The organism is Paenimyroides baculatum, assembly GCF_008629655.1.
GTDB lineage: Bacteria > Bacteroidota > Bacteroidia > Flavobacteriales > Flavobacteriaceae > Flavobacterium > Flavobacterium baculatum.
Window position 1 is genome coordinate 307,733 of record NZ_VWSG01000002.1, and the last position, 12,944, is coordinate 320,676.

A 12,944-nucleotide genomic window follows, 5' to 3' on the forward strand; every position below is an offset into this window, starting at 1 on the left:
AAAGTGTTTTTTCGGCGATCTTTTAATCGGTCGAAATTCACTTTTGAGGCTATATACGATCAATTGCTATTTATAAATTAATGAAATCGTGAATCTTCGATTTGATCGAAACGGTGTTTCACACAACGATCTGCTCTCGCTTCATGCAGTGGTTCGACGCTTCCCGAGAATCAGGACAGGCTGATCAAAACGTCATACCGCTAGTTTAATCTCTATTCAGTTTTTAATCAAAAATGAAATAGCTTTATACAGCAAGTCATACTGCATCGTATCTATTTACTTTCCGGGGACAGTGTAATTTAGATTCAGCTTTTTTTATACTAAATTGATTGAGTGCTAATAATACGTATCAAAAATAAAAAAGAAAACCGTTACTACCACGTAAGCTACAAGACCGATTATCTGTAATGAAACAGGAGCGGTTTGGATATTAGAGGAAGTATGAATATTTTTTGATGTATTAAATAAAGGTTTTATCCGGTACCAGTCCCACCCTATCAGCAAAAGTGCTGCGGCAACCATAAAGATCATAATTAATGATTTGTCATTTAAACCAACACTTAACGTAAAAACAAGAATATTGGAACAGATGCCGAAGAATAGCAGTGCTGCCAATGCCGTGTAACGCTGGGTAAATAATAACAATGCTGTAAGCAGCTGACAAAATCCTAAAAATTTCCAATACGTTCCTGTATGGTGCAGTTCTGTAAAGAAAGAACCCGCATACATTTCGGGGCATATTTCAGAAAACCTTTTTCCCTGTATCTTCAACAAACCCGAAGGTATCAACACCGTTGCGACCACAAATCTTAATGCTAAAATAGAATAATACCGCAAACTGATGCGTAGTTTTGCTTTTTCCTCCATGGGTTATTTAAAACTCTTTATTAAATTATTTATTATACCAGACTGTAAACCAGCAAAGACCGAGGCTTAAATAATGTATGAATATATTACAATTCAACGGAAACTGCAATGGGTACTGATGTAATCCATCAATAAAATATTGTATTACTTTTGTAATCTGTTTCTAAAAAATATAAAAGCAAAGCCAATACCGGCACCAATGATTACGGCTTTTTTTAAATTACCCGAGTCATTGTTCAATTCCGGTCGACCATATATTCTAAGAGGTTCCTGCGACTGCTTTAATACGTTGCCTTCTACTTCAGGCCCTTTCTTAATCTTCATCATCAGCCTCACAACCGCCGATGCCGCATTGTTGAAGAGCGTTGGGAAAATTTTGTACATTGTGGTAATTACTCGAGATTTAAAATCCGGGAAGACGTCTTTTTTAGGATTTTTTGCCAATGCAACCATAGCGTCTGCGGTCTCTCTTGGATCTGATGCAAGGGGTGAAATATTCATTTTAAAACCCGAATATTTAGCCGAATGCAGATTGCCTGTAGAATTCTGCAGCTGTGGATAAATATTGCATACGTGTATATTTTTATGGTTGGATATTTCGGCCTGTATACCTTCCATCATACCCCTGATCCCATATTTTGTAGAGGAATATACCGCACTGTAAGGCGCAGGCATGTATCCGCCAATGGAAATATTATTTATCAGAATTCCCTCATTCTGTTCTTTAAAAACCTGTACAGCATTATACGCGCCGTGCATATAACCAAAAAGATTTGTCTTTATAACCTGCTCGTGGACTTCCATGGGAATTTCTTCGAACTTTCCGCTTGCCATAACCCCTGCATTGTTTATCCAGACATCGATCCTGCCAAATTTTGCAAGTGTTTCTGTGGTTATTCTTTCTACATCGGCAGCTATAGAAACATCGGCAGCAATACCAATAACCTGTGTATTAAGCGCTTTACAAAGTTCTACAATCTCATTGATACCTTCCTGTCCGCGGGCAACTATCACTACATTGCAGCCTTCACGGGCAAATGCTTCTGCCGCCGCGCGACCCACACCACTGCTTGAGCCGGTAATCACCACTGTTTTGCCAGCCAAATCTTTCTCATAATTCTCTTCGGTTTTCATAAAAATCTTTTTTCTTTTTCAGCTACTCTACAACATTTATTGTGCCATGATTCACTTTATTACTTTACACCCAAATCGTCTATCACAATAGATCGAATATTAAGCAGCAGATAATCCTAACAACGTTTTTGACATAGAAATGGTCGGAATTTCTTCCGACCATCACTAGGCGTTCACCCTTTTAAATTATTTTTTCTCTTTTGTTTCCTTCTCGTTCGAAGTTACATCGTCACCCTTTCTTTTTTGCTCTTCGTGACCGCGGCTGTCTAAATTGTCTTTGTTTTCAGGTTTGCCGTTCTGTTGTTTTTTTACGAGTGTCGTTTCTTTGTTTTGTTCATTTTTCATAGCTCGGTATATTTAAAATTTAAATTACTTATTGATTGACAAAAGTTGCTGAAATAGTTAAATTTCTGTCATTGTTTAAAGGGTTATGTCAAGCTATCCTTCAGCTTCATAAACTGCATTGCATTTATTACAGCTGCTGTAGATGCCGTGTTGTTAAAATACACATATACCTCTTTGTAGGATGCTGCCTTTATTGTATTGTAAAGTGTTTGTATTTCTTCTTGCGAATATTCAGAATAAAACAGCTTTGGGACACCGTGCATGCGAAAATATCCAATTTTACCACCATCTATCAGATCAACATCCAAACCGGGATAGCTGGGATTGCAAAAAATTACACCCGTCTGCTGTAATGTTTCAACAGCATTTTTGTTCCACCAGCTTTTGTGCCTGAATTCCACAACGTTCTTAAAATCGGAATTTAAAAGTTTTATGAGCTTAACCAAATTCAGTTCGTTGTACAAAAAGCCTGGGGGAAACTGCCACAATACACACGCCAGTTTTTCTTTTAGTCCTTTAGAAACAATCTCGTAAAAATCTGACACTTCTATTTCACAGTCAACAAGTTTCTTTGTGTGCGTAATCACTTTTGGTATTTTGATACTAAAACTGAAATCATCTGGAGTTTTATCATACCATTTTTCTAAACTTTCTACGGTGGGAAACCTATAAAATGAACCATTGAATTCATACGTTGAAAAATGCGTGCAATAAAATTGGAACCAGTCTTTTTTTGGCAGATGATCCGGGTAAAAAACCGATTTCCAAGAAGGTGTTGCAAAGCTTGAACATCCGATGTTAAATTTAGTGTTACTCATACATACAGTTTTTGACAGTTTGTACAAAAGAAACTTCTGCGTTTTTTCTTACCTGTGTATTCCTTTACCAATAACCGACCACATTTAGAACACTCTTTTTTGGTATGCACCAGCCAATTCTTTTTTAGTTGGTTTTCTTTTTTCCATCGCAGAAAGTCGAAACTGTAGTTTTGCGCCTGCTCAACGATTTCTTTCATCTTTTTAGACGGAATTTTGCCTACCAATGAATTTGGATGTACACCCACCCTGAACAAAACTTCGTTCTTGATGATGTTCCCTACTCCTGAAAATACATCCTGATCCAGCAGTTCGTCACAAATCAATTCTTCTTTTTTATCAGCAAGTTTTTTAACTGCCAAACGCGGATTCCACTGTTCACTCATTACATCGGCGGACCAATCGTAAAGAGAATCTGCAGTTCCTTCCAATACCTTTACAGAAGCAGCATAAAAATTCATATGTCCGTTCTTGAAAAAAAGTCCTAAACGAACATTTGCCGATTTTGATTCGTTTACCAGATAACTGCCAAACAGCAAAAAATGAATACGGACGGTAAAGTCGTCAAAGCAAAGCAGCAGGTGTTTACCCCATGATTTAACATCGGAAAGAACTTTACCTTCCAACCTGTCACTATCAATTTTAGTATTACCGTGTGCTTCAACAACCTTTTTGCCGATAAAAACACTCATTTCTTCTTTTGCGATAACAATACTAGGACCTTCTGGCATATCTATTTGATCTGTTTAATTGAAAATTATGCCCAAGGATCTAAAACCACCTTTACACAATCTTCCTTCTTGTTTTTAAAAATGTCGTAAGCATGTGCCACTTCAGTAAGAGGTAGTCTGTGCGTAATGATATCATCCAACACAATTTTTCCATCGATCACATACTGCAACAGCTTGTCAATATGTTTGTGTACGACAGCCTGACCACCTCTTAAGGTTATTCCCTTATCGAAAAACTGACCTACAGGGAAATTGTCATAATATGTTGGATATACACCTAAAACGCTGACTATCCCACCTCTTCTCACAGCACTCATGCAAGCTTCAAGTACTTTAATAGATCCTTTTTCAAAATTTATTACCGCTTTTGCCCGGTCTAAAATAGATCGATCCGGTTCAAAACCTACAGCTTCTATACAGACATCTGCTCCACGACCTTTTGTTGTTTCCCTTATCTTCTCTACTACTTCTTTAGCACCGCTGTCCCACAAAATTGTTTCACAGTTTGCAGTTGCAGCAGCCTTGTCTAAACGGTATTGCAGCGTGTCAACAATTATTACGCGTTTTGCATTTCGCAGCCAAGCACTTTTAGCGGCCATTATCCCCACTGGACCAGCACCGAAAATTACAACAGTTTCACCACCGTTAACTTCTGCCCAATCTACACCCGAATAACCAGTTGGAAAAATGTCCGTTAAAAACAGAACCTGCTCATCTGATAAGAAATCAGGCACCTTACGGGGTCCGATGTCTGCATATGGAACACGTACAAACTGTGCCTGTCCACCATCATATCCACCGTACAGATCGGTGTATCCAAACAGTCCGCCTCCTTTCTGATCAATCAATCCGCCTTCGGGACCGTAGTGTTCATGGTTACTGTTTTCGCAATGAACGGGAAGATCACTGTTACAGAAATAGCAGGTTCCGCATGCAATTGGAAAAGGTATTACCACTCGGTCACCTTTTTTAAGATTTTTTACATCCTTGCCGACTTCTTCTACCACTCCCATAAATTCATGACCCAGAATCATGGGCTTAGGTTGCGGAAATCCACCAGAAAAAATATGGAGATCGGATCCGCAAATAGCTGTTGATGTTACACGAAGTATAACGTCGGTAGTATTTTTAATTTTCGGATCTTCTGTATTATCACAGGTTATTTTACCCGGTGCGTGAATTACTGCTGCTTTCATAAAACATTTTTTTAAAGTTATTATTCGTCTTTAAAATTTTTTCCTGACTTTTTATTTCTTGCCTCCTCCGTATTTTCGTCGGGTACTTTGTCTGCGTCTTCGGGCAACAGATTACTACCTTCTTTTATCTGTGATGCGCCGGCACCTGAATTTGTCTGATTGGCTTCATGAACATCTTTTCCTTTAATGTCTGTCGGGCTTGTTTTTTTATTCTTTTCACTTCCCGGAATGTTTTTGTCATCACTTTTCATCTTTCAAAGTTTTAAGTTGTTATATGGTAAAATAAATTACAAGAAGTATTCCCTTAATATTAAACAGTTCCTGATTATTGACTTAAATGCAGGTTTAATGCTTTGAATTATCTTTAAAAATGTTGATTAAATACTAAAAAAAACACACGTGTAATTTACTGAACATCAGTAAAGTGTCGATAAATTCCCCAGTACATAGAACGGTTACTCGACATATTATGTAACTGTAAACTCACTTCTGTATCAAAGTAACCTTCTTACTTAAGACGATAATTTTTTAATTGCCTTTAGCATATCGATCCCTTTACCCAGCACAGGTTTAAAAATATCGCCTTTTTCTTTCAGTCGATCTAATGCGTTATAGATATTGTAATCGGTTGGTTTTAATCCCTTTTTAACTTCTTTCCAATCCAAAGGCATAGAAACCGGTGCACCCTTTTTTGGACGCAGACTGTAAACACTTGCAAGTGTCTGACCTCTTCTGTTCTGCAGATAATCCAAATAAATTTTATCCTTGTCTCTTTTCTTCAAGCTTCTTTCCAAGGTTGTAAGATCGGGTAATTTCTGCTGAACCATCTGCATGAGCAAGTGCCCAAAATCTTTAACCTGTTCGTAAGAATATTTTGCGTTCATGGGAATGTAGATATGAATTCCCGAACTGCCCGATGTTTTTGGAAAACCTTCAATCTCTGCCAGATCCAGCACCTCTTTTACAACCTGCGCTGTTTTAATTACGTCTTCGAAGGTATTTTTCTCTGACGGATCGAGGTCTAAAACCAAATAATCAGGATTATCTGCCTTTTGAATTTTGCTTGTCCATATATTAAGTTCGATACATCCCAAATTATTCAAATAAGCCAGTGTTTCCTTATCATTACAGATTATGTAATTGATATACTTATCACCGCTTTCAGAGAACACTTTCTGTGTTTCTATCCAATCAGGGGTTTCATCGGCTGCGTCTTTCTGATAAAAACTCATACCGTCAATCCCGTTAGGATAACGGTTCATAGACTGCGGGCGGTTTTTAAGGTGTGGTAAAATATATTTGGAAATACTTTGGTAAAAGGCAATGACATCGCCTTTTGTAACATCATCATCGGGAAAATAAATTTTGTTCTGATTTGTAAGTTTCAGTTCCTGCTTTCCTATTTTCTTCAGCAACTCGTCTTTTCCGGTTCTTTTCTCAGGTTGCACTTTCTTCATCATTTCTTTTTTTGATTGTTTTTCGGTATTAAATGTCACATCATCAGGTTCTACATCATCTCGAAGCCTCAAAAAAATGGGATGGCGGTAAATATGATCTTTGGTAAGTTCCGTGAATTTAATTTCGGCAACCAGTTCTGGTTTTATCCATGTAGCTTTGGTATTTGTCTTGGGTGTAATTTTAAAAACCGATTTATCGGTAATCAGTTTCTGCATTTTATCGTAGATATCAGAAAGCGATTTATCGTTAAAACCACCACCAGTGTGACCGCAGAAAACCATTTCGCCATTGAGATATTTGCCCAGAACGAGGGCTCCGAATTTCTTTCGAGATCCTTTCGGTTGTGTAAAACCGCAGATAACGGCTTCGTCTGTTTTATTGATTTTTATTTTAAGCCATTCCGAACTGCGGATATTTTCTTTGTAAAGACCGTCTGTTTTCTTTGCTACAATTCCTTCAAGACCCATATCTTTTGCTGCCTGAAAAAATTCTTTTCCGTTCTGTAAAATATGGTCGCTGAATTTAATGCTATCGGTTTCAACCAAGGCGTCTTTCAATAATTCTTTCCGTTGCAGATACGATAAATCCATAGTTGAGTGACCGTTAAGCCACAGCAGATCGAAAACCTGATAAGCTAACACCAAATCAGGATTATCACCAATTTGCTGCAGCCACTGAAAGTTTGGTTTTCCTTTATCGTCATAGGCAACAATCTCGCCATCGAGCACCATATCGTGTTCCTGAAGTTTAAGCGAGTTGGTCACTTTTTTGAATTTCTGAGAGAAGTCGACCCCGTTTCTTGAATACAAGCGGATTTTATCTTTAGTTAAGTCGGCAATGGCGCGGTAGCCGTCCCACTTTATTTCGAATGCCCACTCTTGGTCATCAAACGGTTTGTCTGTCGTTTTGCACAGCATGGGTTTAATAAATTGCGTTAGTTTTTTCGCACCGGAAAGTGCCGGTGCATAATTTTTAAAATGTTTTATTCCGTTATTTGATTCCTTTTTTTTTTACTGCTTTTATCTGCTAGATAAGCCGTTACTTTCGAGTTTTTAGCAGTATTTTCTTCTGCGTCGTAGCCTTCGTCGACCGCATATTCGTCTTTATGCTTAATAAGCAGCCAGGCATTATCGTCTTTAGGATTTTTCATTTTAACCAACGCAAACTCCCCTTGCAGTTTTTTACCGTGCAATATGAATTTTAGCGACTGTTTATGCAGTTCGGCGCGCATGGTAAGATCATCACTTTTTCCAGAGGCTTTTTCAATAGGTTCATACGTTCCTTCGTCCCATATTTCCACTTCGCCGGCACCATAATTACCTTCGGGAATAGATCCTTCAAAGGTTCTGTATGAATACGGATGATCTTCTACCATCATTGCCAACCGTTTGTCGGCAGGATTTAGTGACGGACCTTTAGGCACCGCCCAACTTTTCAGCACGCCCTCCATTTCCAGACGAAAATCGTAATGCAGTCTTGAAGCAGCGTGTCTTTGAACAACAAACTTCAACTTTTTACCGCTAGCTTTCTTTTTACCTTTTGGTTCGGCTGTTTCCTTAAAATTCCGTTTTTTATTATAATCCTCCAGTGCCATAACTTATGATCTATTAATGAATAATCTAAACTATTATTAACCCGCTTTTTTCTTAGTTTTTTCCAAACTTGCCTTCAACATTGCCATAAGATCGGTAGCCTTACCTTCCGGTTGCTTTTGTTCAGTAAGTTTTACTTTTTTTCCTTTTGCCTTTTGTTTGATGATTTTAAGCAAGTCGGCATTATAGGTGTCTTTGTATTTTGACGGATCAAATGCCGTTGCAAGCGATTTTATCAACTGTTCTGCCATTTTAAGTTCGTCGGCTTTTGGGGCTTTTCCGGCGGGTATATTTAGATCTTTGTAACTTCTTAATTCTTCGGGATAGCGCATTCTGTTTACCATTAAAACCTTATCTTCATACGGACGGATCAAACACAATATTTCGCGCTCCCTTAAAACAAAAGAACCAATGCCTGCCATTTTTGTTTTCATTAATGATTTCAACAACAGTTTATAAGCTGCTTCGCCATTTTTCTGAGGTTCCAGAAAGTAAGGTGTTTCAAAAAGTGCGGTATCAACCTCTGCTTCTTTCACAAACTGGTTTATACTTAGAATTTTTGATTTTTCGGGACTGGCCGCTTCAAAATCTTCGTCTTCCAACACAATATATTTGTCTTCAATTTTATAACCTTTCACAATATTTTCCCAAGCCACCTCTTTACCGGTTTCGGCATTCACCCGTTTAAATTTAATGTTGCTAAGGTCCTTACTGTCCAACATATCCAAATCTAGTGTACTTGAATCTGTAGCCGAGTATAATTTAATGGGGATATTTACTAATCCAAAACCTATGGCACCGTTCCAAATTGCTCTCATAGCTTTAATTTTTTTTATGTACTGCAAAATCCTTTCCACTATTTTAAGATTTCATGTTTGAAATACTATCGGCAGATTCCTCTAAATATTTAAAAATTTATGATCTACACTGCTTTGTAGTTTTCCACAAAATGTCGTTAAAATCTACAAGTATCTGGTTGAGAAGCACGTATTTAAATACCCGCATCAAAAGCACGGCAGGTTTCGGAAAACGGTTCTACTTTTGCTTGCTATAACATATGGGGGAGAAATTAAAATACACGGCAGATTTAGATGCTTTAACAGCAGCAGAGCACCAACTCTTAGATGATTTAACAATAGACATCCGAGCATTTGTGAGGAAGTCGGCATCTATAAGCAAGGTATCATACAAAACGCGTGATGCCCATGCCACAACGTACAGTATTTTGGAAGGAAAATTTGCAGTTGATCCCGATTTTGAAGATCAACACCTGTTTCCAAAAAAAATAATGGATGCCGTTCTGCGGATTTCAAATGCACATTTAAAGATTATAAAAGGCAACGGTATCCCTGCTTACGGTTTTTCGATAAAAATAAGTGATGCCGGTACAACAACTGCCAATTTTCCATTGGTAAACTTTCCCTTATTTCCTTTTAACAGCGTAGCCGGATTTTTAAAGCTCTTTACCGCGTTAAATCGTTACTATACAGGTAATTTATTACAGAAGACCTATAATATTGCAAAAATACTGTTCGGCGTAACCATGGTTATCCCAAACGTGCTGCATAGATCATTCGTAAAAAACATTATGGGTTCTCTTAAAAAACGCAAAGATCCCATACTGTCATTCGACTACCATTCTATTGGTGTGTACCGATTTGGAGCTCATCTTGTTAAACTGAAACTTGTTCCACATGACAGACACCCTTCAAATAACCTGTCAATAGAAGGTTATATGAAAAACAACGGCCACTTTATAGCACAGCTTTACGTACAGTATGCATACAACATCGCAAACCAACCCGTGAACGAACTGCACAGGGAATGGACGGATTCGCCCTTTTTACCTGTAGGGAAATTTATATTCACGCAGATCGCCGACAAAAATGCTATGGAGCAGGAACTGCTTTCTTTTAATCCGTTTGACAATATTGAATCTTTTAAACCCGTAGGAAGAATTCAGCAGTTACGCGACAAGGCATACAAAGCATCATTAGAAGAACGAAGCAAGTAAGTTTATGAATAGTACTCTTATAAAAATACAACAATTTGCAGATCGTGCGCATGGCGAACAAATGCGTAAGTACAGTTACGAACGATACATAGTACACCCCATCAGAGTTATGGAAACCTGTATGAACTATACTTCTAAAACAACACTACTTGCAGCGGCACTGCTGCACGATGTTTTAGAGGACACCGCCGTTACAGAAACCGAACTGTTACATTATTTAGAGACACTGATGGATACCGAAGCTGCACATGAAACCTTAAACCTTGTGGTGGAGCTTACCGATGTTTATACAAAAGAAACGTATGCGCATTTAAACCGCAAACAGCGAAAGGAAAGAGAAACAGAACGTATTGAAGAAACAAGTGCAGATGCACAAACCATAAAATATGCAGATATATTAGACAACTGTAAAGAAATAACCGCAGCCGATCCAAATTTTGCTCCGAGGTTTCTTAAAGAATGTATGACCATTTTAAAAGCTGCACCAAAAGGAAACAGTGAATTATACAGTCTGGTTTACAACAGCGTACAAGCCGAAATACAAGGTTTAAAAAGAAGATCGCAATAAATTAAACATTAAAACCACCCTTTTTCAAGAGTGGTTTCTTTTTTTTTTGAGCAATATTAAAGTTTTTAATCTTCTTCTACGGCATCAAAATTAATATCATTGTATGCAGCTTCTGTGAGCGTAACATCGGCCTCTTTTTCTTCGTTCAGCGTTTGTTCCAGCAAAGAAGCTACTTTGTCTTCGCCTAACGTTTTGGCAAAAGCAACCAATGTTCCGTATGAGGCAATTTCGTAATGTTCGATCTTTTGCGATGCCGAAATAATGGCCGCATCACGTACCGGTCCCGGTTCGGTTTCTTCTAGAATTCCTTCACCTTCCTTAATAAGGCCTTCCATTGCGTCGCATTTTTTACCACGGTCTGATTCACCCAAAAGATCAAAGACCTGTTTTAAACGATCGACCTGTTTTTCGGTAACCACCACATGTTCTTCAATAGCCTTTTTTAGTTTTGTACTGCTGCTGTTGTTCGCCATTTTCGGCAACGCTTTTAAAAGCGCACGTTCCGCGTAAATGATGTCTTTTAATTCGTCAACAAATAATTCTCTCAAACCTTCGGCAGCAGTGCTTTTCGGTTTCACCATTGTTCCATTTTCTGGTTTTGACGTGTCTTTTTTTTGTTCATTTTTCATAGCTTTATACTTTTTAATTTAACAATACTGGTATAAGTTTATAATGGTTTATTAATCTAAAAACATTCTGCGTTGTTCTTTGGTTGGTAACGGGCAGTTACCTGATGCTAACTTGCTGCGGTTCTTTGCAACGAGATCATATATTTTATCACGCAGAAATTTTGGCAACACTTTAAAAACAGCTGCCAATTTGTACCAGCTACCCAACAGACTGCATATTTTAATGACTGCATTTGATTTTTCATCCACTTTTCCGTCTGGATGTATCAGGTACAGGGTATTAAATCTGTTAAGCGGCAGTTTTTTATCCGTTAAAAATTTTTGTCCGAAATTTCCCTGTAGTGATGCAAAGTTGAATATCCCTTTACGATCGTTTTTCATAACCCAGTTTACCCAGAAATTACAAAAGCCGCATTCGCCATCGTACAATAAAACATACATTTCCCTCATAATAATTTTTCGTTATAATTAAGTAGTCCATGTGACAGTGTTTTCCACTGTACCTTACTCACTGCCAAAACTCCCAAGGTAGCAAAGAGCACATTGCGGACTTTTTTACTTATTTTAGATACTTTTAAGTTAGGCTGTTCGTTTCTACCGTGCACAGAAAGTATAATTTCAGATTCTGTACGGTACAGAATCAAAGTATTTGATGCGTCACCGGTGAAAAAATGATCGACCTCTGATCCTGATCTGGCAGGATTGTGCGCCGGCTGCAACTGCATTACCACCGCATCGCCCAAAATATTCGGTATAGTCATGATACTGCTTATATAAACAAAATCATGTTGAGCATCAATTATCTTCTGTACTTTAGAAAAGCGTACCTTCATAAAATCGCCTTCTTCCGCCAAACGATCCAACCTGTATCCGTGTCGATCCAGCAATATAAAATCGGCATCGGTAAGGGTTGCATAATGTGCCCAATTGTTCACATCGAGCAACCTGTTTTTAATGCTTTTAAAAGCAATATCGGGATTATTCAATTCTTTAAGTTCCAAACTGCTGCAGGTATCACTGTACCTACCCTTTGTTTGTACAGGAATACATTTTTTAAGTTCTGCAGGTATCCTATTAAAATCGTCTATGTTCATACAGCTCCTTATGTTTGGTACTGATTGTTGTGCCTACACTACTATTCCCTATTAAAATCTGTTTCCTTACTACAACGTTTAAAAGCATGCCCCATAAGATTATCTGTATTAAACAATTTTCCGTTTAATCCGTCAATTATTTTACCTGAAAGATAATCAGGTTGTTTGTTCGGGTTGCTGTATAAACCACCATTGCATTCCTGGGTTGACTTATCTGTATTCATAACTTTTTGTTTTAATTAGACAAATAGCTTTTAGCAGATTTATTAGTTTATAAGGATCACAGTGTTTTATTAATAACAAGCAAAATTGAAACCAATTTTATTGTTATGAAAGTAATATCGTTTTAAGTAATATCGTTCAAGGTAGGGATCGCAAAGGCTGATAAGATGTAAACAACAAATTATCAGACTTCAAGCACAATAAGTAGCTACCAAACCGATTTAAAAATGAATGCACTCCATTAAAGGAAAATTCTGCACAAAATGTATAATAAAACCC

The 12,944-nt window shown here is 37.8% G+C and carries 16 protein-coding genes; 2 read left to right on the top strand and 14 right to left on the bottom strand.

The genetic code is table 11. The features are described 5' to 3' along the window. Positions 1–336: 336 nt before the first annotated feature. The 10 genes from F0460_RS04010 to ku all read right to left on the bottom strand — a co-directional run bounded on the left by F0460_RS04010 (position 337) and on the right by ku (position 8,956). Entirely contained in the window at positions 337–867 is a 531-nt protein-coding gene (locus F0460_RS04010) for a DoxX family membrane protein (protein ID WP_150010483.1), read from the bottom strand. Positions 868–1,011: 144 nt separating this feature from the next. Next, positions 1,012–2,001, bottom strand: a complete 990-nt coding sequence (locus tag F0460_RS04015) for an SDR family NAD(P)-dependent oxidoreductase (protein WP_150010485.1) — start codon at positions 1,999–2,001, stop codon at positions 1,012–1,014. 186 nt (positions 2,002–2,187) lie between these two features. Beyond that, entirely contained in the window at positions 2,188–2,346 is a 159-nt protein-coding gene (locus tag F0460_RS16115) for a hypothetical protein (protein ID WP_190304082.1), read from the bottom strand. Between the two features lie 83 nt (positions 2,347–2,429). Further along, positions 2,430–3,164 carry a DUF72 domain-containing protein gene (locus F0460_RS04020; protein WP_150010487.1) on the bottom strand — a complete coding sequence of 245 codons (735 nt, stop codon included), beginning with the start codon at positions 3,162–3,164 and terminating at the stop codon, positions 2,430–2,432. Then, positions 3,161–3,892 carry a DNA-formamidopyrimidine glycosylase family protein gene (locus tag F0460_RS04025; protein WP_150010489.1) on the bottom strand — a complete coding sequence of 244 codons (732 nt, stop codon included), beginning with the start codon at positions 3,890–3,892 and terminating at the stop codon, positions 3,161–3,163. The genes F0460_RS04020 and F0460_RS04025 overlap by 4 nt, the downstream gene beginning before the upstream one ends. Positions 3,893–3,918: 26 nt before the next feature. After that, complete coding sequence (locus F0460_RS04030; protein WP_150010491.1) at positions 3,919–5,088, bottom strand: zinc-dependent alcohol dehydrogenase; 1,170 nt, start codon at positions 5,086–5,088, stop codon at positions 3,919–3,921. 20 nt (positions 5,089–5,108) lie between these two features. Continuing rightward, on the bottom strand, positions 5,109–5,339 hold the full coding sequence (locus F0460_RS04035; protein ID WP_150010493.1) for a hypothetical protein: 231 nt from the start codon (positions 5,337–5,339) through the stop codon (positions 5,109–5,111). A 261-nt stretch (positions 5,340–5,600) separates the two neighbouring features. Continuing rightward, on the bottom strand, positions 5,601–7,463 hold the full coding sequence (ligD, locus tag F0460_RS04040; RefSeq protein WP_150010495.1) for a DNA ligase D: 1,863 nt from the start codon (positions 7,461–7,463) through the stop codon (positions 5,601–5,603). Positions 7,464–7,528: 65 nt separating this feature from the next. Then, positions 7,529–8,140, bottom strand: a complete 612-nt coding sequence (locus F0460_RS04045; protein ID WP_150010497.1) for a DNA polymerase ligase N-terminal domain-containing protein — start codon at positions 8,138–8,140, stop codon at positions 7,529–7,531. Positions 8,141–8,176: 36 nt separating this feature from the next. Continuing rightward, positions 8,177–8,956, bottom strand: coding sequence for a non-homologous end joining protein Ku (gene ku / locus F0460_RS04050; RefSeq protein ID WP_150010499.1), 780 nt, complete (start codon positions 8,954–8,956; stop codon positions 8,177–8,179). 239 nt (positions 8,957–9,195) lie between these two features. On the opposite strand from ku, the gene F0460_RS04055 reads away from it, so the two are divergent. Then, on the top strand, positions 9,196–10,152 hold the full coding sequence (locus tag F0460_RS04055) for a catalase family protein (protein WP_150010501.1): 957 nt from the start codon (positions 9,196–9,198) through the stop codon (positions 10,150–10,152). Positions 10,153–10,156: 4 nt separating this feature from the next. Continuing rightward, complete coding sequence (locus F0460_RS04060; RefSeq protein WP_150010503.1) at positions 10,157–10,720, top strand: HD domain-containing protein; 564 nt, start codon at positions 10,157–10,159, stop codon at positions 10,718–10,720. A gap of 65 nt (positions 10,721–10,785) precedes the next feature. Here the strand turns inward: F0460_RS04060 and F0460_RS04065 are convergent, their stop codons facing one another. The 4 genes from F0460_RS04065 to F0460_RS04080 are packed head-to-tail and all read right to left on the bottom strand — an operon-like array spanning position 10,786 to position 12,667. Next, positions 10,786–11,349 (bottom strand): YciE/YciF ferroxidase family protein, encoded by a 564-nt coding sequence (locus F0460_RS04065; protein WP_150010505.1) that lies wholly within the window; start codon positions 11,347–11,349, stop codon positions 10,786–10,788. A 51-nt stretch (positions 11,350–11,400) separates the two neighbouring features. Further along, on the bottom strand, positions 11,401–11,799 hold the full coding sequence (locus F0460_RS04070; protein WP_150010507.1) for a thiol-disulfide oxidoreductase DCC family protein: 399 nt from the start codon (positions 11,797–11,799) through the stop codon (positions 11,401–11,403). Further along, positions 11,796–12,443 carry a hypothetical protein gene (locus F0460_RS04075; protein WP_150010509.1) on the bottom strand — a complete coding sequence of 216 codons (648 nt, stop codon included), beginning with the start codon at positions 12,441–12,443 and terminating at the stop codon, positions 11,796–11,798. The genes F0460_RS04070 and F0460_RS04075 overlap by 4 nt, the downstream gene beginning before the upstream one ends. Positions 12,444–12,484: 41 nt before the next feature. Continuing rightward, positions 12,485–12,667: a hypothetical protein gene (locus tag F0460_RS04080; RefSeq protein WP_150010511.1), complete on the bottom strand. Its 183-nt coding sequence runs from the start codon at positions 12,665–12,667 to the stop codon at positions 12,485–12,487. Positions 12,668–12,944: the final 277 nt, after the last annotated feature.